At 65.7% G+C, this 19,837-nt stretch carries 18 protein-coding genes; 11 read left to right on the top strand and 7 right to left on the bottom strand.

Annotated features, from left to right (window positions below; genetic code table 11):
- Positions 1-133: 133 nt before the first annotated feature.
- Genes DN388_RS11995 through DN388_RS11975 form a run of 5 tightly spaced genes read left to right on the top strand, consistent with a single transcriptional unit; the run spans position 134 to position 6,668 of the window.
- A complete protein-coding gene (locus DN388_RS11995) occupies positions 134-3,625 on the top strand; it encodes a response regulator (RefSeq protein ID WP_054914314.1) in 3,492 nt (1,163 codons plus the stop codon).
- Positions 3,622-4,443, top strand: coding sequence for a protein-glutamate O-methyltransferase CheR (locus DN388_RS11990; protein WP_043861753.1), 822 nt, complete (start codon positions 3,622-3,624; stop codon positions 4,441-4,443). Before DN388_RS11995 ends, DN388_RS11990 begins: the two co-directional genes overlap by 4 nt.
- Positions 4,440-5,015 (top strand): chemotaxis protein CheB, encoded by a 576-nt coding sequence (locus tag DN388_RS11985; RefSeq protein ID WP_043861754.1) that lies wholly within the window; start codon positions 4,440-4,442, stop codon positions 5,013-5,015. Before DN388_RS11990 ends, DN388_RS11985 begins: the two co-directional genes overlap by 4 nt.
- Entirely contained in the window at positions 5,009-6,235 is a 1,227-nt protein-coding gene (locus DN388_RS11980) for a hybrid sensor histidine kinase/response regulator (RefSeq protein ID WP_043861755.1), read from the top strand. Before DN388_RS11985 ends, DN388_RS11980 begins: the two co-directional genes overlap by 7 nt.
- 55 nt (positions 6,236-6,290) lie before the next feature.
- The gene (locus DN388_RS11975; RefSeq protein WP_043861756.1) at positions 6,291-6,668 is read left to right on the top strand and encodes a response regulator; all 378 of its coding nucleotides are present in this window, start codon (positions 6,291-6,293) and stop codon (positions 6,666-6,668) included.
- Positions 6,669-6,687: 19 nt separating this feature from the next.
- Here the strand turns inward: DN388_RS11975 and DN388_RS11970 are convergent, their stop codons facing one another.
- Genes DN388_RS11970 through DN388_RS11960 form a run of 3 tightly spaced genes read right to left on the bottom strand, consistent with a single transcriptional unit; the run spans position 6,688 to position 9,349 of the window.
- Positions 6,688-7,293 carry a TetR/AcrR family transcriptional regulator gene (locus DN388_RS11970; RefSeq protein WP_078481178.1) on the bottom strand — a complete coding sequence of 202 codons (606 nt, stop codon included), beginning with the start codon at positions 7,291-7,293 and terminating at the stop codon, positions 6,688-6,690.
- Between the two features lie 9 nt (positions 7,294-7,302).
- On the bottom strand, positions 7,303-8,151 hold the full coding sequence (locus DN388_RS11965; RefSeq protein ID WP_043861758.1) for a 3-hydroxybutyryl-CoA dehydrogenase: 849 nt from the start codon (positions 8,149-8,151) through the stop codon (positions 7,303-7,305).
- A 13-nt stretch (positions 8,152-8,164) separates the two neighbouring features.
- Positions 8,165-9,349 (bottom strand): acetyl-CoA C-acyltransferase family protein, encoded by a 1,185-nt coding sequence (locus tag DN388_RS11960; protein WP_043861759.1) that lies wholly within the window; start codon positions 9,347-9,349, stop codon positions 8,165-8,167.
- 180 nt (positions 9,350-9,529) lie between these two features.
- Here DN388_RS11960 and DN388_RS11955 point away from each other — a divergent pair, with 180 nt between their 5' ends.
- Complete coding sequence (locus DN388_RS11955) at positions 9,530-10,540, top strand: AraC family transcriptional regulator (protein ID WP_236176162.1); 1,011 nt, start codon at positions 9,530-9,532, stop codon at positions 10,538-10,540.
- Here the strand turns inward: DN388_RS11955 and DN388_RS11950 are convergent.
- On the bottom strand, positions 10,482-11,405 hold the full coding sequence (locus DN388_RS11950) for a LysR substrate-binding domain-containing protein (RefSeq protein WP_229590210.1): 924 nt from the start codon (positions 11,403-11,405) through the stop codon (positions 10,482-10,484). The two genes, DN388_RS11955 and DN388_RS11950, sit on opposite strands and share 59 nt — an antisense overlap.
- A 113-nt stretch (positions 11,406-11,518) precedes the next feature.
- Between DN388_RS11950 and DN388_RS11945 the strand changes: the two genes are divergently transcribed.
- The 4 genes from DN388_RS11945 to DN388_RS11930 are packed head-to-tail and all read left to right on the top strand — an operon-like array spanning position 11,519 to position 14,150.
- Entirely contained in the window at positions 11,519-12,163 is a 645-nt protein-coding gene (locus tag DN388_RS11945) for an ankyrin repeat domain-containing protein (protein ID WP_043864086.1), read from the top strand.
- A gap of 19 nt (positions 12,164-12,182) precedes the next feature.
- Positions 12,183-12,638 (top strand): nucleoside deaminase, encoded by a 456-nt coding sequence (locus DN388_RS11940; protein ID WP_078481169.1) that lies wholly within the window; start codon positions 12,183-12,185, stop codon positions 12,636-12,638.
- Complete coding sequence (locus tag DN388_RS11935) at positions 12,638-13,855, top strand: cyanate transporter (RefSeq protein ID WP_236176164.1); 1,218 nt, start codon at positions 12,638-12,640, stop codon at positions 13,853-13,855. The genes DN388_RS11940 and DN388_RS11935 overlap by 1 nt, the downstream gene beginning before the upstream one ends.
- A gap of 55 nt (positions 13,856-13,910) precedes the next feature.
- Entirely contained in the window at positions 13,911-14,150 is a 240-nt protein-coding gene (locus DN388_RS11930; RefSeq protein ID WP_043864083.1) for a DUF2790 domain-containing protein, read from the top strand.
- On the opposite strand, the gene dkgB is transcribed toward DN388_RS11930, so the two are convergent.
- Positions 14,151-14,954 (bottom strand): 2,5-didehydrogluconate reductase DkgB, encoded by an 804-nt coding sequence (dkgB, locus tag DN388_RS11925; RefSeq protein ID WP_043864082.1) that lies wholly within the window; start codon positions 14,952-14,954, stop codon positions 14,151-14,153.
- A 159-nt stretch (positions 14,955-15,113) separates the two neighbouring features.
- On the opposite strand from dkgB, the gene DN388_RS11920 reads away from it, so the two are divergent.
- Positions 15,114-15,734: a TetR/AcrR family transcriptional regulator gene (locus DN388_RS11920; protein ID WP_043864081.1), complete on the top strand. Its 621-nt coding sequence runs from the start codon at positions 15,114-15,116 to the stop codon at positions 15,732-15,734.
- 77 nt (positions 15,735-15,811) lie between these two features.
- Here DN388_RS11920 and DN388_RS11915 read toward each other — a convergent pair whose 3' ends face one another.
- Together DN388_RS11915 and metH are read right to left on the bottom strand one after the other, a co-directional pair.
- Complete coding sequence (locus DN388_RS11915; protein WP_043864080.1) at positions 15,812-16,030, bottom strand: DUF2970 domain-containing protein; 219 nt, start codon at positions 16,028-16,030, stop codon at positions 15,812-15,814.
- 54 nt (positions 16,031-16,084) lie between these two features.
- Positions 16,085-19,792 carry a methionine synthase gene (gene metH, locus DN388_RS11910; RefSeq protein WP_058540347.1) on the bottom strand — a complete coding sequence of 1,236 codons (3,708 nt, stop codon included), beginning with the start codon at positions 19,790-19,792 and terminating at the stop codon, positions 16,085-16,087.
- Positions 19,793-19,837 lie beyond the last annotated feature (45 nt).

The raw sequence follows: 19,837 nt of genomic DNA, 5'->3' as shown, positions 1-19,837 counted from the left end.
TCAAATACGGGCTCGATGCCCGGCCAACACGGGCACGGCGCCACGCTGCGGGCATTGAACTGGCGGAAAACTGGAACAATTGCTCGAAAATCCGTCACACTCTTTCGTTCGTCTACTTGCTCGGGCCTTTCCAATGAGTCAACCAGCCTCGACCGATCAGCAGAGCTTTCGCAAGCTGCTGAGCCGCAACATCGGCCTGCCCCTGGGGGTCGGTCTGATCAGTGCGGTGGTTTTCGTCGCCGTGATTGCCTACCTGCTGTCGGTCATCCAGTGGGTCGCCCACACCGACCGGGTGATCAACAACGCCAACGAGGCGGTCAAGCTGTCCATCGACATGGAAACCGGCATGCGCGGGTTCCTGCTCACTGGCGACGAGCAGTTCCTCGACCCCTATGAAGTGGCCAAGCCACGCATACAGGCCGAACTCGAGACGCTCAAGGAACTGGTGGCCGACAACCCGCAGCAGGTCGACCGCCTGAGCCGCCTGCAAGCCCTGCAGGCCGCCTGGAACAACTTCGGCAAGGACATGATCGCCCTGCGCCGCGCCAACGACGACTACCGCACGCCCATCAAGCTCGGTCAGGGCAAGCGCCTGACCGACGAGATCCGCAAGGAGTTCGACGATTTCGTCGCGATGGAGCAACAGCTGCGTCTTGCCCGCAACGATCAGGTCAGCAACACCACGAAGTGGTCCATTTCCCTTTACCTGGCCTTCGTGGTGCTGCTCAGCGCATTGCTGGCCTACATCGGCCGCCGCGACCTGCTCAACCTGTCCAGCAACTACGCGGCCAACCTGGAGGCCCAGCAGCGCGCTGCCGAGCGCCTCGAACAGCAGGCCTGGCAGCGCGCCGGGCAATCGCGTCTGGCCGAGCAGGTGCTGGGGCAACTGACCCTGCCGATGCTGGGCAACAACATCCTGCAGTTCTTCGCCCATTACCTGGGCAGCGTGGTGGCGGCCGTGTACGTGCGCGACGAGCATGGCAGCCTGCGCCGCGTGGCCAGCTACGGCTTCTCCCGCGAGCAGCAGGGGCAGGAGCAGGTCGTCGGCGCCCAGGAGGGCATCCTTGCCCAGGCCGTGGCGCAGCGTCGCCTGATGCGCCTGGACGAGGTGCCGCAGGACTACTTCAAGGTCAGCTCCGGGCTGGGCGAGGGGTGCCCGCGCAACGTGCTGGTGATTCCGGCGATCAACGACGGCCAGGTCAATGGCGTGGTCGAGCTGGGCTTTCTGCGTGCAGTGGAGGACCGCGACATCGAGTTTCTCGAGCGGTTGGCCGACAACCTGGGCACCTCCATCGAGAGTGCGCGCTATCGCCAGCGCCTGCAGGAAGTGCTGGCCGAAACCCAGCAGCTCAACGAAGAGCTGCAGGTGCAGCAGGAAGAGCTCAAGACCGCCAACGAAGAGCTCGAGGAACAGTCCCGGGTGCTCAAGGAGTCCCAGGCCCATCTGGAGACGCAGCAGGCCGAGCTGGAGCAGACCAACGAGCAACTGGCCGAGCGTACCGACGCGCTGGCCGAGCAGCGCGATGCGCTGGACCGCAAGAACGGCGAGCTGAACCGGGTGCAGGTCGAGTTGCAGGAGCGTGCAGAGGAACTGCAGCGCTCGAGCAAGTACAAGTCCGAATTCCTCGCCAACATGTCCCACGAGCTGCGCACCCCGCTCAACAGCTCGCTGATCCTGGCCAAGCTGCTGGCCGAGAACCCGCAGGACAACCTCAGCGCCGAGCAGGTCAAGTTCGCCGAGTCGATCTATTCGGCCGGCAACGACCTGCTCAACCTGATCAACGACATTCTCGACATCGCCAAGGTCGAGGCCGGCAAGCTCGATGTACGCGCCGAAACCACCCACATCAGCCGCATGGCCGAAGGCCTGCGCAGCCTGTTCGAGCCGCTGGCGCAGCAGAAGCAGCTGGCCTTCAGCGTCACCGTCGAGCCGCAGGTGCCGGCCACCCTGTTCACCGATCGCCAGCGCCTGGAGCAGATCCTCAAGAACCTGCTGTCCAACGCGCTGAAGTTCACCGAGCGCGGCCAGGTGGCGCTGACCATCGGCTATCAGGCCGGCACCGGCATCGTGTTCTCGGTGCGCGACAGTGGCATCGGCATTGCCGACGACCAGCAGCAGAGCATCTTCGAAGCCTTCCACCAGGCCGACGGCACCACCAACCGGCGCTACGGCGGCACGGGCCTGGGGCTGTCGATTTCCCGTGACCTGGCGCAGTTGCTGGGCGGCCAGATCCGTGTCGAAAGCCAACTGGGCCAGGGCAGCGTGTTCAGCCTGATACTGCCCGAGTCGTACGAGCCGAGCGTCGAGGCGCAGCCGCTGGCACTGGTGGCCCGCGCCGCCGCGCCGTTGCCCGTGGCGGCCCCCGTCGTGCTGCCGGCCGCCGAAGCCCCGCGCCCGGCGGCCAGCTTCGCCGACGACCGTCACCTGGCACCGTTCAGCAACCGCTGCATCCTGGTGATCGAGGACGAGCCCAACTTTGCCCGCATCCTCTTCGACCTGGCCCACGAACTGGGCTACAGCTGCCTGGTGGCCCAGGCCGCCGACGAAGGCTTCGAACTGGCGGCCAGCTACATCCCCGACGCCATCCTGCTGGACATGCGCCTGCCCGACCATTCCGGCCTAACCGTGCTGCAGCGGCTCAAGGAGCAGGCGTCCACCCGGCACATACCGGTGCACATCATCTCGGTCGAGGACCGTGTCGAGGCGGCCATGCACATGGGCGCGATCGGCTATGCGGTCAAGCCCACCAGCCGCGAGGAGCTCAAGGCCGTGTTCGGCCGCCTGGAAGCCAAGCTGACCCAGAAGCTCAAGCACATCCTGCTGGTGGAAGACGATGACCTGCAGCGCGAAAGCATCGCCCGCCTGATCGGCGACGAAGACATCAAGATCACCGCGGTGGGCATGGCCCAGGAAGCCCTGGAGCTGCTGCGCGAGAACATCTACGACTGCATGATCATCGACCTCAAGCTGCCCGACATGCTCGGCAACGAGCTGCTCAAGCGCATGACCGCCGACGATATCCGCTCGTTCCCGCCGGTGATCGTCTACACCGGGCGCAACCTGACCCGCGACGAAGAGGCCGACCTGCTCAAGTACTCGCGCTCGATCATCATCAAGGGCGCGCGTTCACCCGAGCGGTTGCTGGATGAAGTCACGCTGTTTCTGCACAAAGTCGAGTCCACGCTGTCCCATGAACGTCAGCGCATGCTCAAGACCGCGCGCAGCCGCGACAAGGTGTTCGAGGGGCGCAAGATCCTGCTGGTGGACGACGACGTGCGCAACATCTTCGCCCTCACCAGTGCGCTGGAGCACAAGGGCGCGATCGTGGAGATCGGTCGCAATGGCCGCGAGGCCATCGAAAAACTCGAGCAGGTCAGCGATATCGACCTGGTGCTGATGGACGTGATGATGCCGGAGATGGACGGCTATGAAGCCACACGGCGCATTCGCAAGGACCCGCGCTGGCGCAAGCTGCCGATCATCGCCGTCACCGCCAAGGCCATGAAGGATGACCAGGAGCGCTGCCTGCAGGCCGGCGCCAACGACTACCTGGCCAAGCCGATAGAGCTGGACCGGCTGTTCTCCCTGATTCGGGTATGGCTGCCGCAACTGGAGCGAATTTGAGTATCGAACGTAACACCGACATTGAAATCCGGCTGCTGATCGAGGCGATCTACCTCAAGTACAGCTACGACTTTCGCGACTATTCCGGCGCTTCGATCAAGCGCCGGGTGCTGCATGCCGTGCGCCAGTTCGAATGTGCCACGGTGTCGGCCCTGCAGGAACGGGTGCTGCACGACCCGAGCGTGTTCATGCAGTTGCTGCAGTACCTCACCATCCCGGTGAGCGAGATGTTTCGCGACCCCGGTCACTTCCTCGCGCTGCGCGAGGAGGTGGTGCCGCACCTCAAGACCTGGCCCTCGATCAAGATCTGGATTGCCGGCTGCAGCACGGGCGAGGAGGTCTACTCCATGGCCATCCTGCTGCGCGAAGAAGGGTTGCTCGAACGCACCATCATCTACGCCACCGACATCAACCCCAGCTCGCTGGAAAAGGCCAAGCAGGGCATCTACTCGATGCAGAACATGCGCGAGTACACCGAGAACTACCAGAAGGCCGGCGGGCGCCGGGCCTTCAGCGACTACTACACTGCCGCCTATGGCAACGCGATCATCGACAGCAGCCTGCGCGAAAACGTGACCTTCGCCGACCACAGCCTGGCCACCGACAGCGTGTTCTCCGAAACCCAGCTGATCTCGTGCCGCAACGTGCTCATCTACTTCAACAAGACCCTGCAGGACCGGGCCTTCGGCCTGTTTCACGACTCGCTGTGCCACCGTGGCTTTCTGGTGCTGGGCAGCAAGGAAACCCTGGATTTTTCCGCTTACGCCAACCGCTTCGACGCGCTGGTCAAGCCAGAACGGATCTACCGAAAGTCATGAAAGGCACCGATGCGATCGTGGTGGGGGCTTCAGCCGGGGGCGTGTCGGCGCTGCTCACGGTGTTTGCCGCCTTGCCCGCCGACTACGCGATTGCGCTGCTGTGCGTGCTGCACCTGCCCGACGACCGCCACAGCCAGCTGGCCGAAGTCTTCAGCCGCCGCTTGCAGCGCCCCGTGCAGGAGGCCCGCGACAAGGAAAGCGTGGTGCCGGGGATGATCTACGTGGCCGGCCCCGGCTATCACCTGTCGGTGGAGCGTGACCGCAGCCTGTCCCTGAGCCAGGAGGACCGCGTGCACTTTTCCCGGCCCTCGATCGACATCCTCTTCGAGTCGGCCGCCGATGCCTATGGCGACGGCCTGGTCGGCGTGTTGCTGACCGGCGCCAACGAAGACGGTGCGCGCGGGCTGGCGCGCATCAAGGAGCACGGCGGTACTACCCTGATTCAGGACCCGCATGAGGCGCAAGTCGCGGTCATGCCCGAGGCGGCGCTGGCGCTGCACCGGCCCGACCACATACTCCCATTGAATGGCATCGGGCAATTGCTCGCCAAGCTGGAACCACGTGCATGCTAAGCCATATCCAAGCAAACCTGCTGATCGTCGACGACCTGCCGGAAAACCTGCTGGCGCTCGAGGCGCTGATCAAGGGGCCGGACCGCAACGTGTACCAGGCGCAATCGGCCGACCATGCGTTGTCGCTGTTGCTCGAGCACGAGTTCGCGCTGGCCATCCTCGACGTCCAGATGCCCGGAATGAACGGTTTCGAACTGGCCGAGATGATGCGCGGTACGGAAAAGACCAAGAACATTCCCATCGTGTTCGTGAGCGCTGCGGCGCGCGAGATGAACTACGCCTTCAAGGGCTACGAGAGCGGCGCGGTGGACTTCCTGCACAAGCCGCTGGACACCCAGGCGGTGAAGAGCAAGGTGGCGGTGTTCATCGACCTGTACCGCCAGCGCAAGGCCCTCGGCCAGCAGCTGGAGGCCCTGGAGCGCAGCCGCCAGGAGCAGGAGCTGCTGCTGGCGCAGCTGCAGGTCACGCGCAGCGAACTGGAGCACGCGGTACGCATGCGCGACGACTTCATGTCGATCGTCTCCCACGAGGTGCGCACACCGCTCAACGGTCTGATACTGGAGACCCAGCTGCGCAAGCTGCACCTGGCGCGCAACAACGCCGATGCCTTCACCCTGGACAAGATGCACGCCATGGTCGAGCGTGACGAGCGCCAGATCAACAGCCTGATCCGGCTGATCGAAGACATGCTCGACGTGTCGCGCATCCGTACCGGCAAGCTGTCGATCCGGCCCGCATCGTTCGACCTGTGCCAGCTGGTCAGTGGCCTGGTCGAGAACTTCGCCGCCCAGGCGGCTGCGGTCGACTCGAGCATCAGCCTGCAGGCCGGCGCCGAACTGGTCGGCTACTGGGACGAGTTTCGTATCGAGCAGGTGATCGCCAACCTGCTCACCAACGCCCTGCGCTATGGCGCCAAGTCGCCGGTGCAGGTGCGCGTGTTCGAGGAACAGGGCATGGCCTGCGTGCAGGTGCGCGACCATGGCATCGGCATCAGTGCCGAGAACCAGCAGCGCATCTTCCAGCAGTTCGAGCGGGTATGCTCCAACCAGAGCAGTGCCGGCCTGGGGCTGGGCCTGTATATTTCCGAACAGATCGTGCTGGCCCATGGCGGCAGCATCACGGTCAGCAGTACCGAGGGCCAGGGCGCGACATTCAGCGTGCGCCTGCCACTGGTACGCAGCCCGCAAGAAAGTGGCGCGCAGCAGGCAACCTCTGCGTGAGGCCGGGGTCGTATAGCGATCCCCCATGAATCAAATACGAGTTGAAGGCATTGGCATGAGTGAAGATGCGCAAGATGTAGTACTGGTCGTCGAAGACGAACCGGTCATTCGCATGATCCTGAAGGACTATCTTCAAGGCGAGGGCTATCACGTGCTGGTGGCCGAAGATGGCGAGCAGGCATTCAAGATCCTGGCCAGCAAGCCGCACCTGGACCTTATCGTGACCGACTTCCGCCTGCCGGGCGGCATTTCAGGGGTACAGATCGCCGAACCTGCGGTCAAGCTGCGCCCGGACCTGAAGGTGATCTTCATCAGTGGCTACCCGGCGGAGATCCGTGAGTCGGGCAGCCCGATCGCGTTCAAGGCACCGATCCTGGCCAAGCCGTTCGACCTGGACAGCCTGCGCGACCAGATTCAGGAACTCCTGAAATAGGCCTGACGTTGGCGTGAGTTCAAGCGGCAGCGTCCAGCGCACCAGTCTGCAGGGTGCGCTCTATCGCCCCCAGCAGCATGTTTTCCATCAGCGCCAGGCGTTGTGGCTGCCCCAGCGGTGAGGCCTGCAACCAGCCGGGCAGGCTGTTGAGCAGCGTGGCGATGACATGGCCGGTCGCCTCCCGGGCCGGCGGCGGCAGGGCCGCGTGAGGGGCGATCAGCTGCAACAGGCGGGTTTCGTATTCACGGCGCAGCTGGGCGATGCGTGCCTGTTGTTCCTCGCTCAGGCAGCACAGGTCACGTTCGGCCAGGCGAAACTGCAACGGGCGCTCGGCATGCAGCGCCCAGTGTGCCTTTATCACCCGGCTCAACGCCGTGGCCTCGGGCTTGCCGCGCCCATGGGGCTGCAGGGTGGCCAGCAACTCCTCGAACAGCTCTTCGATCAGGTCGAACAGCAGGTGCTGCTTGCTCGGGAAATGGTGATACAGCGAGCCCGCCGTCAGCCCCAGGTGGCTGGCCAGTTCACGCATGCTGACCTGGCCGAACCCCTTGACCGCAAAGAGTTCGAGTGCCTTGTCCCGACGTTCTTCAAAGTTGGCGCAACGTTCGGCGCAGGTCTGCGGCATGCCCGTACCTCAGTAGGTGAAGAAACCGCGGCCGCTCTTGCGCCCCAGGTAGCCGGCGGCGACCATTTCCTTGAGCAGGGCAGCGGGGCGGTACTTGCTGTCGTTGAAGCCGTCGTGGAACGACTCGATGATCGCCAGCAGCGTGTCCAGGCCGATCAGGTCGGCCAGGGCCAGCGGGCCGATGGGCTGGTTGCAGCCCAGGCGCATGCCGGTGTCGATGTCCTCGGCGCTGGCCAGGCCTTCCTGCAGCACCATGATTGCCTCGTTGATCATCGGCACCAGGATGCGGTTGACCACGAAGCCCGGGCGGTTGCCGGCACTGATGGCGGTCTTGCCCACGCGCTCGGTCAGGGCCATGGCGCTGGCGTAGGTGGCGTCGCTGGTCTGCAGGCCGCGAATGATCTCGACCAGCGCCATCATCGGCACCGGGTTGAAGAAGTGCACGCCGATGAAACGTTCGGGCTGGCTCACCGATGCGCCCAGCTGGGTGATCGACAGCGACGAGGTGTTGGTGGCGATGACGCAGTCGTCGGCCACGCTGGCGGCCACCTGCTGCAAAATCTTCACCTTCAGGGCGAGGTTCTCGGTGGCTGCCTCGATCACCAGCTGCGCGCCCTTGAGCTGCGCGTAGTCGGTGCTGGTGGCGATGCGCGTCAGGGCTGCCTCGGCCTGTTCGGCCTGCAGGGTCTGCTTGCTGACCTGGCGCTCCAGGTTCTTGCGCAGGGTGGCCAGGCCACGCTCCAGCGCGGCCTCGGACACGTCGATCAGGGTGACCTGGTAGCCGGCCACTGCACACACCTGGGCAATCCCGTTGCCCATGGTGCCGGCGCCGATCACGGCGATGTTTTCAATACTCACGGTTAACTCCGACTCAAACACGTTCGAACACGACGGCGATACCCTGACCGCCGCCGATGCACATGGTGGCCAGCGCGTAGCGGCCCTGGATACGTTGCAGCTCATGGATCGCCTTGGTGGCGATGATGGCCCCGGTGGCTCCCACCGGGTGGCCCAGGGAAATGCCCGAGCCGTTGGGGTTGACCTTTTCGGGGTCCAGGCCCAGTTCCCGCGACACGGCGCAGGCCTGGGCAGCGAAGGCTTCGTTGGACTCGATCACGTCCAGGTCGGCGACGCTCAGGCCGGCCTTTTCCAGCACCTTGCGCGTGGCCGGCACCGGGCCCAGGCCCATCAGCTCGGGCTCGACGCCTGCATGTGCATAGGCCACCAGGCGCGCCAGCGGGCGCAAGCCCAGGCGCTCGACCATTTCGCCGGTGGCCAGCACCAGGGCGCCGGCGCCGTCGTTGAGGCCGCTGGCGTTGCCGGCGGTGACGGTGCCGTCCTTCTTGAAGGCAGGCTTCATGCCGGCCAGTTGCTCGGCACTCACATCGCCACGCACATGCTCGTCCACCTCGAAACGTACCGGACCTTTGCGGCTCGGGATCTCGATGGGCACGATCTGGCTGGTGAAGCGGCCTTCGGCGATGGCGCGGGCGGCGCGCTGCTGGCTGGTCAGGGCCACCTCGTCCTGCATCTGGCGGGTGATGCCGTTTTTCGCCGCCACGTTCTCGGCGGTGATGCCCATGTGAAAGCCTTCGAACGGGTCCTGCAGAATGCCCAGCATGTAGTCGACACCCTTCAGGTCACCCATGCGCGCGCCCCAGCGCGCCTGCGGCAGCAGGTACGGGCCGCGGCTCATGGATTCGGCGCCGGCGGCAATCACCGCCTCGGCCTCGCCCAGCAGCAGGCTCTGCGCGGCCGAGACGATGGCCTGCAGGCCCGAGCCGCACAGGCGGTTGACGTTGAATGCCGGGGTTTCCTTGGGCACGCCGGCGTTCATCGCAGCCACGCGGCCAAGGTACGCGTCACGCGGCTCGGTGGGGATCACGTTGCCCATGACCATGTGGCCGATCTGTTCGGGGGCAATGCCGGAGCGTTCGATGGCGGCGCGGGTCACCTGGGTGGCCAGGTCGGCCAGGGGCAGGTCCTTGAGCGAGCCGCCGAAGGTGCCGATGGCCGAGCGAACGGCGCTCACTACATAGATTTGCGGGGTGTTCATACGCGACTCCAGTGTGCGAAAGCGTGGCGGGGCGCTGCCTGGCTCTGCCAGAATGGCGCCCGGGGCCACGCTCGGGATGGGTTCGAGTCTAGGCAAAGGTCACGCCTGGGCCTATGCCATAACTGCCCAGCGAGGCTGGCACTTTTTGCCATATTCTTACGCTGCATAGCGGAAACAGTCATGCGGGAAAACGATTCGGTCGCGGTGTACTTCGTGCACATCATGCTGCACACACTGCGCCAACAGCCGGCGCGCGCCAGTGCGTTGCTGGTGCAGGCGGGCATCGCCCCGGCAGTGGTGGACGCACCCGATGCACGGGTGCCGGCCAAGGCGTTCGCACGGCTGTGGCTGCTGCTCATTGAAGACCTGGGCGACGAATTCTTCAACCTCGACAGCCACGGCATGCCGCTGGGCAGTTTCGCCCTGATCTGCCGTGGGCTGATCCAGGAGCCGACGCTGGAAAAGGCCTTGCGCCAGTGCCTGAGCAACTTCGGCCTGTTCCTGCGTGACGTGCGCGGGCGCCTGGTGGTGCGCGGGCAGCGTGCGGTGATCAGCCTGGAGTCGCATTTCGACGATGCGCAGACGCGGGTATATGCCGAGGAGACTTTCCTGGTGCTGGTGGTCAGCCTGCTGTGCTGGCTGGGGGGGCGGCGCATCGCCATCGACCGTACCGAACTGCGTGACGGGCGTGCGGTGCTGGAGGACGACGCGTTGCTGTGGGGGCCGAACCTGCAGTTGGGCAGTGGCCGCACCCAGGTCGAGTTCTCGGCGCACTACCTGCGCTTGCCGGTGGTGCAGGACCTGGGTGCGCTCAAGACCTTCCTGCGCAGTGCGCCGCAGTGGCTGGTGGTGCGCTACCGCAACCAGAACGGATTGGCGGCGCGGGTATACCGGCATCTGCGCGGGCGTCAGTACGGGCAGTGGCCAACCTTGCTGGGCATGGCGGCAGCCGAGGGCCTGAGCCCGAGCAGTTTTCGCCGGCAGTTGGAGCGTGAAGGGTGTTCGTACCAGCAGATCAAAGACGAGGTGCGCCGTGCACTGGCGTTCGAATGCTTGCGCGATGGTGTGTTGAGCGTGGCGCAGATTGCCGAGCAGACCGGCTTCCAGGAGCCCAGCGCGTTTCATCGCGCGTTCAAGAAATGGACGGGGGAGAGCCCGGGGAGCTACCGGGCGCGGGTGGCGGGGGAGTAGGGGGCTGGCCCCCTCGATACCCTGCGCGCTGCTCGCACAGGGCCTGTAGCAGCTCGCGCAGCGCCAGGCCATCGGCATCCAGCCCCTTGCGCCCGTACAACGCCAGCTCCAGGCCCTGGACCGGGGTAAACCCCTGCGCCTCACCCAGCACCCGATGGGTCGGCAACACGCTGCGGGTCGGTATCAGGCTCACGCCCAACCCCGCACTCACCGCCGCCCCCAGGCTGGCCAGACTGGTGCTCGAATAGCTGATACGCCAGCTGCGCCCACGGGCCTCCAGCGCATTGATCATTTCCTGCCGGTACAGCGCCCCCACCGGAAACACCACCAGCGGCACCGGGTCGGCCAGCTGCGTCTGCCCGGCACTGCACACCCACGACAACGGCTCGTGCCAGCCGGCATGGCGGTCGCGGTCCGCACCCCATTGCTTGACCAGCAGCAAGTCCAGCTCGCCATCACGGTACAGGCGCAGCAGCGGGCTGCTCAGCCCGCTCTCGACCTCCAGGCGCACATGCGGGCGCTCGCCGATGAACCGGCTCAATGGCTCGGTCAGCACTTCCCCGGCCAGGTCTTCCGGCACCCCAAGGCGTAGCGCCCGTTGCGCCTGCACCGGGCTGAACGCCTGGCGCGCCTCTTCGTCCAGGCGCAGCAGGCGCCGGGCATACCCCAGCAGGCGCTCGCCGTCTTCGGTCGGCCACACCTGGCGCTGGCTGCGATCCAGCAGGCGCACCCCCAGGTGCTGCTCCAGCCGGATAATCTGCTGGCTGATGGTCGACTGGGTCAGGTGCAGGCGCTCGGCGGCGCGGGTGAAATTGCCGGTTTCCACCACGGTCACGAAGCTGCGCAGCAGTACAGGGTCAAGCATTCGATTACCCACTGGTATGCATGAAATCAATTAATTTCATGCTACACCCCAAGCCTCGGATAATCCCGCTTCATTGCACCAAAGGAGGCGCCATGTCATTGCTCAGACACTGGATGTACGGGGTTGCCGGGCTGTGCGCCAGCCTCGGCATCGCCGGGGCCGCCGGGGCGGCCGACACCTTGCTCGAAGCCGCCGCCAGCGGCAACCCCACCCGCGTCGGCGCCTTGCTGGCCCAGGGCGCCGACGTCGATCAGCGCGACTCGCGCAACAATACGCCGCTGCTGCTGGCCACTGCCGGTGGGCATGTGGCGGCGGCGCGCCGGTTGATCGACGCCGGCGCTGACGTCAACGCCAGCAACTGGATGCACGACAGCCCGTATCTGCTGGCCGGCGCCGAAGGCCAGTTGCAGATTCTGGAGATGACCCTGGCCCATGGCGCGGACCTCAAGAGCACCAACCGCTATGGCGGCACGGCGCTGATCCCCGCATGCGAGCGCGGCCATGTCGAGGTGGTCGCCCGCCTGCTGGCCGCCGGCGTTGCACCCGACCACGTGAACTCGCTGGGCTGGACCGGGCTGCTCGAAGCCATCCTGCTCAGCGATGGCGGCCCGCGTCACCAGGCCATCGTGCAACTGCTGATCGACGCCGGTGCCGACGTCAACCTTGCCGACCGCCAGGGCGTGACGCCCCTGCAGCACGCCCGGGAACGCGGCCAGCAGCGGATCGTCGAGTTGCTGCTGGCCCACGATGCCCATTGAACCTGACAGGAGCCTGACCATGGCCAACGAACATTTCATGCAGCAAGCGCTGGGGCTGGCCCGGGCGAACATCCAGGCCGGCGGCCGCCCGTTCGCGGCGGTGCTGGTGCACCAGGGCCGGGTGATCGCCGAGGCGGTCAACCAGATCCACCTGACCCAGGACCCGACCGCCCACGCCGAACTGCAGGCCATCCGCCTGGCCAGCCAGGTACTCGGCAGCCCGCGCCTGGAGGGCTGCGAAATCTACGCCACCGGCCACCCCTGCCCGATGTGCCTGGCTGCCATGCACCTGTGCGGTATCGAGCGCGCCTGGTTCGCCTACAGCAACGAAGACGGCGAGCCCTATGGCCTGTCGACGGCAGCGGTGTACGCGCAGATGGCACGCCCGCCGCAGCAGCAGTCGCTGCCCCTGGCACCCCTGAAGCCAGCCGGCGAGCAGGGCCTGTACGCCGCCTGGCAGCAGGTGCAGGGGTGATGCGCGAGCAGGCTCGCAGTACCTTGCTGCTGTTGCTGGTGGTGGTGATGGCGCTGAACCTGCGGCCCATCCTCACCAGCATCGGCCCATTGCTGGAGGCCATCCGCCAGAGCACCGGCATCGGCTACCAGCAGGCCGCGCTGCTGACCGCCTTGCCCGTGCTGTGCATGGGGCTGGTGCCCTTGCTGCAACCCTGGTTGCGCCGCTGGGTCAGCGAGCAGGGCGCGATGCTCGCCGGGCTGGCCGCCATCGCGCTGGCCTGCGCCTGGCGCCTGACCCTCGACTCCGCCGCTGCGCTGATCGCCAGCGCAGCATTGGCCGGGCTTGGGGTGGCCTGCATTCAGGCGCTGATGCCGGGGCTGGTCAACCGCTGGTTTCCTCACCGCCTGGCCATGGCCATGGGTGTGTATTCGGCAGCCCTGATGAGCGGCGGCGGGGCCGCCGCCGTGCTCGGGCCGCGGGTGGCCGAGCAGTTCTCGCACTGGCAGGCAGGCCTGGGCATCTGGCTGTTGCCGGCCTTGCTGGCGTTCGCGGTATGGGCCTGGGTGCGCCCGCAGCTCGAAGCGGCGGTCGGCGGCGCAGGTGCCAGCGGGCACCTGTTCGGCAGCCGTCGGGCATGGCTGCTGGCGGTCTATTTCGGGCTGATCAATGGTGGCTACACCAGCATGGTGGCGTGGCTGCCGGCCTACTACCAGCAGGTCGGCGGCAGTGCCCAGGGCGGTGGCGAGCTGGTGGGGCTGATGACCGTGTTCCAGGTGGCCGGCGCCCTCGGGCTGCCCTTGCTGCTGCGTCGCCTGGTGGATCGGCGCCCCGGCCTGTGGCTGGCGTTGACCGTGCAACTGGCAGGCTTTTTCGGCCTGCTGCTGGCCCCGGCAATCGCCGGGCTATGGGTGGCCCTGATCGGCTTCGGCCTGGGCGCGTGCTTCAGCCTCAGCCTCACGCTGACCCTCGAACACCTCAAGGCCCCCGCCAGTGCGGGGGCGCTGGCGGCGTTCGTGCAGGGCGTGGGCTTCATCATCACCGGCATCGTGCCTTACGTCACCGGCTGGTTGCGCGACGTCAGCGGCGACTTCCAGGCCTCCTGGCTGCTGCTGAGCGTGACGGTGCTGCTGATGCTGCTGGTGACCTGGCGCTTCGCTCCCAGCGGCTATGCACAGGCGATGGGCATGCCGTTGATCCGCGAAAGCGACGCCAGGGCAGGCATGGCACCACACTGAAAGGGTCGGCGCGCGCCGGTGCCGGGCGTGCCTTCCATTTCACGGGAGAACTGTCATGACGCTGCGAATGCTGCTGCCCCTGGCGCTGTTGCTGGCCGGTGCCGCCCAGGCCCAGACAACCACGGTCTATCAGTACGGCATGCCACTGGACGTGGCGCGCGTGGTGCAACTGGACGAGCCGGCCACCGAGGTCTGCGACGTGGTGAAGGCGTACATGACCTACGTGGACTCTGCCGGCCGGCAGCACACCGTGCAGTACCTGAAACTGGCCAAGGTGTGCACCGACCGCGGTTGATCAGTCCCAGGCGGGTGCAAGCGACTCGGGGTCGACCAGGCGCTCGCCCTTGTCCAGGCCGGCAATCTGCGCCATGTCCTGTTCGCTCAGGCGCAGCTGCGCTGCCTTCAGGTTGCTGGCCAGGTTTTCACGCCGGGTCGAGGAGGGGATCACCGCATAGCCCAGCTGCATCGCCCAGGCCAGGGCCACCTGCGCCGGGGTGGCGCCATGGCGTTCGGCGATCTGCTGGATCAGCGGATCGTGCAGCACCTTGCCATAGCCCAGGGTCATGTAGGAGGTCACCGCGATGCCCTGTTCGTGCATGAAATCCACCAGCGTGCGGTTCTGCAGGTAGGGGTGCAGCTCGATCTGGTTGGTGGCGATCTGTTCGGCGCCCACCACCTCGATGGCCTGACGCAGCAAGGCGATGGTGAAGTTGGACACGCCGATCTGGCGGGTCAGGCCCTGGCGCTTCGCTTCGAGCAGGGCGCCCATGAACTCGGCCACCGGCACGGCGCCCTTGGGCGACGGCCAATGGATCAGGGTCAGGTCCAGATAGTCGGTGCCCAGCTTGTGCAGGCTCTCTTTCAGGCTGGGGATCAGCTTGTCGGCGCCCAGGTTCTCGGTCCAGATCTTGCTGGTCAGGAACAGCTCGTTGCGTGCAACGCCGCTGGCGGCGATGGCGTGCCCGACGTCGGCCTCGTTGCCGTAGATCTGCGCGGTGTCGATGGCCCGATAGCCCAGTTCGAGGGCCTGGCTGACCGAGTCGATGACCACCTGGTCCTTGAGCCGGAAGGTGCCCAGGCCGAGCAGGGGAATAGTCATGGAGTGCGTCCTCTTCTTTGGGATGTAATGCCGTGATGCGCAGTATCGGACAGCGCACGGCGCTGAAAAACACCGCCCGCGGCACAACTTTTTTGAGCGTGCGGCACGAATCGCCCTGGCGGTGGTAGCCTTGCAGGGTCATCCGCAACGGACCCGCCCATGGCCGCGCACAAGCACAGCATTCGCCAACGCAATGTCGACAGCATCCTGCTGGCAGCAGAAAAGGTCTTTGCCGAGAAGGGCTTCGCCGGCACGGCCATGGCCGACATCGCCGAGGCCGCCGCGCTGCCGCGCAGCAACGTGCACTATTACTTCAGCACCAAGGCCGAGCTGTACCAGGCGGTGCTGTTCGGCTTGCTGGAAGTGTGGAAGCAGGACGCCCTGTGTTTCGAGCTCTACGATGACCCGCGCATCGTGCTCAGCACCTATATCCGCGCCAAGATGAACCATTCCTGGACCCGCCCGCACGGTTCCAAGGTGTGGGCGAACGAGATCATCCACGGTGCGCCGCACCTGGGGGCGGCGCTGGATGACAGCCTGTACGGATGGGCCAAGCTCAAGGAGGGCAAGATTCGCCAGTGGGTCGAGGACGGGCGGATTCTGCCGGTGGAGCCCTCGGGGCTGCTGTACATGATCTGGGCCTCGACCCAGCACTATGCCGACTTCAGCCACCAGGTGAACCTGCTCAACGCGCACCAGCCGCTGAGCGAACCGCAGTTCGAGCGGGCGTTGCAGACGGTGACCAGTGTGATACTGCGCGGGATCGGGCTGGAGCCCTGAAGGTCGATTGCGGCCTACCGCGGGTCAGCAATGCCCGTGTGGGAGCGGGCTTGACCCGCGATGGGGGCAGAACAGATTCAGCGTGCCGTCAGGTGCATCGCCAGCTGAACCAGCCCTATCAGCACCAGGATGAACACCAGCGTGAAGGCCGTGCCCAGCGCAATGAAGTGCGCGGGCTTGCCGTGGGTGAAGTCGCGGGCGCGGTTCTTGCCGGTCTGCACGCCAAAGGCTGCAGCCAGCACGCTGTGCAGCATTTGCCAGAAGGTCGGCGGTTTGTGTTCGGCCGGGTCTTCCATGATCTGCTCCTGTAAAAGGCTTCAGCTCAGTGTAGACCCTTGCCTCACCAGCGCTTAGTTGTCGTACCCCAGGTTGGGCGCCAGCCAGCGCTCGGTTACCGCCAGGTCCTGCCCCTTGCGCGCGGTGTAGCTCTGGACCTGGTCCTTGTCGACCTTGCCCACGGCAAAGTACTGCGCCTGCGGGTGGGCAAAGTACCAGCCGCTGACCGCCGCCGCCGGGAACATCGCGAAGTGCTCGGTGAGGAACACGCCGCTCGGGCCGGTCTCGCCGATCGCCGTGCCGTCGAGCAGGCGGAACAGGGTTTCCTTCTCGGTGTGGTCCGGGCACGCCGGGTAGCCCGGGGCAGGGCGGATACCCGCGTACTGCTCCTTGATCAGCGCCTCGTTGTCCAGGTGCTCGTCCTTGGCATAGCCCCAGTACTCCTTGCGCACCTGCTCGTGCAGCCACTCGGCGCAGGCCTCGGCCAGGCGGTCGGCCAGGGCCTTGACCATGATCGAGCTGTAGTCGTCGCCCTTGTCCTGGTAGGCCTTGGCCACTTCCTCGGCGCCGATGCCGGCGGTGGTGATGAAGCCGCCCACGTAGTCGGTGATGCCGCTGTCCTTGGGCGCCACGAAGTCGGCCAGGCAGAAATTGGGCTTGCTGTCGGGCTTGATCGTCTGCTGGCGCAGGTGGTGCAGCAGGGCCAGGGGCTGGCCGTCATCGCCGTACACCTCGATGTCGTCGTGCGCCACCTGGTTGGCCGGCCAGAAGCCGAACACCGCGCGGGCACTGATCAGCTTCTCGTCGATCAGCTTGGCCAGCATTTCCTGTGCATCGGCGAACAGGGCGGTGGCCGCTTCGCCCACCACCTCGTCGTTGAGGATGCGCGGGTACTTGCCAGCCAGGTCCCAGGAGATGAAGAACGGCGTCCAGTCGATGTACTCGGCCAGCACCTTGAGGTCGATGTTCTCCAGCACGCGGGTACCGGTAAAGGTCGGTGCCACCGGCTGGTAGGCAGACCAGTCGTACTTCGGCTTGGCCTCGATCGACTGCGCATAGCTCAGGCGCTCGGTGCGCGCGCTGCGGTTGGCGGTGCGTTCGCGCACCTCCACGTAGTCCTCGCGGGTCTTGTGCACGAAGGCCGGCTTGAGCTCTTTGGACAGCAACTGCGTGGCCACGCCCACCGCACGCGAGGCGTCGGTCACGTAGACCACCGCGTCGTTGCTGTACTTGGGCTCGATCTTCACCGCGGTATGCGCCTTGGAGGTGGTTGCCCCCCCGATCATCAGCGGCAGGTGGAAGTCCTGGCGCTGCATCTCGCGGGCCACGTGCACCATTTCGTCCAGCGACGGGGTGATCAGCCCCGACAGGCCGATGATGTCGCACTTCTGCTCGCGCGCCACCTGCAGGATCTTCTCGGCCGGTACCATCACGCCCAGGTCGACGATGTCGTAGCCGTTGCAGCCGAGCACCACGCCGACGATGTTCTTGCCGATGTCGTGCACGTCGCCCTTGACCGTGGCCATCAGGATCTTGCCCTTGGCCTCGGGCTTGTCGCCTTTTTCCAGTTCGATGAACGGGATCAGGTGAGCCACCGCCTGCTTCATCACCCGCGCCGACTTGACCACCTGGGGCAGGAACATCTTGCCTGCGCCGAACAGGTCGCCCACCACGTTCATGCCGCTCATCAGCGGCCCCTCGATCACCTCGATGGGGCGCGCGCACTGCTGGCGGCACTCCTCGGTGTCCTCGACGATGAACGCGGTGATGCCCTTGACCAGGGCGTGCTCGAGGCGCTTGTCCACCGGCAGCGAACGCCACTCCTCGTTCTCGACCTCCTTGACCGCGCCGCCGCCCTTGTAGTCGTCGGCAATCGCCAGCAGCGCATCGGTGCCGTCGGGGGTGCGGTTGAGCACCACGTCCTCGACCTTCTCGCGCAGCAGCGCCGGGATCTCGTCGTAGATCTCCAGCTGGCCGGCGTTGACGATGCCCATGGTCAGGCCGTTCTGGATCGCGTGGTAGAGGAACACCGAGTGGATCGCCTCGCGCACCGGGTTGTTGCCACGGAACGAGAACGACACGTTGGATACCCCGCCGGAGGTCAGTGCATACGGCAGGTGGTCGCGGATGTAGGCACAGGCCTCGATGAAGTCCACCGCGTAGTTGTTGTGTTCCTCGATGCCGGTGGCCACGGCGAAGATGTTCGGGTCGAAGATGATGTCTTCGGGCGGGAAGCCCACCTCATCGACCAGGATGTCGTAGCTGCGCTTGCAGATCTCGCGCTTGCGGGCGGCGGTATCGGCCTGGCCGACCTCGTCGAAGGCCATCACCACCACGGCGGCGCCGTAGCGCTTGCACAGGCGGGCATGGTGCTTGAACGCCTCGACACCTTCCTTCATCGAGATCGAGTTGACGATGCCCTTGCCCTGGATGCACTTGAGGCCGGCCTCGATCACTTCCCACTTGGAGGAGTCGATCATGATCGGCACCCGGGAGATGTCGGGTTCGCCGGCGATCAGGTTGAGGAACTTGACCATGGCCGCCTGGGAATCGAGCATCCCTTCGTCCATGTTGATGTCGATCACCTGGGCGCCGGCCTCGACCTGCTGCAGGGCCACTTCCAGCGCCTCGGTGTAGTTCTCTTCACGGATCAGCCGCGCGAAGCGGGCGGAACCTGTGATGTTGGTGCGTTCGCCGACGTTGACGAACAGCGAGCTGCGGTCGATGGTGAACGGCTCCAGGCCCGACAGGCGGCAGGCCCTGGGAATCTCGGGGATCGCCCGTGGCGGGTACTTGGCCACTGCCTCGGCGATGGCCTGGATATGCCCCGGGGTGGTGCCGCAGCAACCGCCGATGATGTTCAGAAACCCACTGGCGGCGAACTCTTCGATCACCGCGGCGGTTTCGGCCGGGGTCTCGTCGTACTCGCCGAAGGCGTTCGGCAGGCCGGCGTTGGGGTGCGCCGAAACGTGGGTGCCGGCCTTGTTCGACAGCTCTTCGAGGTAGGGGCGCAGGTCCTTGGCGCCCAGTGCGCAGTTCAGGCCCACCGAGATCGGGTTGGCGTGGCGTACCGAGTTCCAGAACGCCTCGGTGGTCTGGCCCGAGAGGGTACGGCCCGAGGCGTCGGTGATGGTGCCCGAGATCATGATCGGCAGCTCGATGCCGTCGTCCTCGAACACCTGCTGCACGGCGAAGATCGCCGCCTTGGCATTGAGGGTGTCGAAGATGGTCTCGATCAGGATCAGGTCGGCGCCACCCTCGATCAGGCCGCGGGTGGCCTCGATGTAGTTTTCCACCAGCAGGTCGAAGGTGACGTTGCGGTAGCCGGGGTCGTTGACATCCGGGGAGATCGAGCAGGTCCGGCTGGTGGGGCCCAGCACCCCGGCGACGAAGCGCGGCTTGTCGGGGGTCTCGAGGGTCTTGGCATCGGCCACCTGGCGGGCGATGCGCGCACCTTCCACGTTGAGTTCGTACACCAGCGATTCCATGCCGTAGTCGGCCTGGGATACCTGGGTGGCGTTGAAGGTGTTGGTTTCGAGGATGTCGGCGCCGGCATCCAGGTACGCTTTCTCGATGGCCGCGATCACGTCGGGGCGCGAAAGCAGCAGCAGGTCGTTGTTACCCTTGACGTCGCTAGGCCAGTCGGCAAAGCGCGTGCCACGATAGTCGTGTTCCTCCAGGCGGTAGCTTTGGATCATAGTACCCATGCCGCCATCGAGGATCAGTATGCGCTCTTTGAGGGCTTGCTGAAGTGCTTGGTAACGGGCGCTGCGGTCAGACATAGGACTACCTGGTCGGGCAAATACAAAAGTTGCGGAATAATAACA

Origin of the sequence: Pseudomonas sp. S12(2018), assembly GCF_024355235.1 — a bacterium.
Taxonomy (GTDB): Bacteria; Pseudomonadota; Gammaproteobacteria; order Pseudomonadales; family Pseudomonadaceae; genus Aquipseudomonas; species Aquipseudomonas palmensis.
This window is presented reverse-complemented; position numbering and strand designations above follow the sequence as displayed.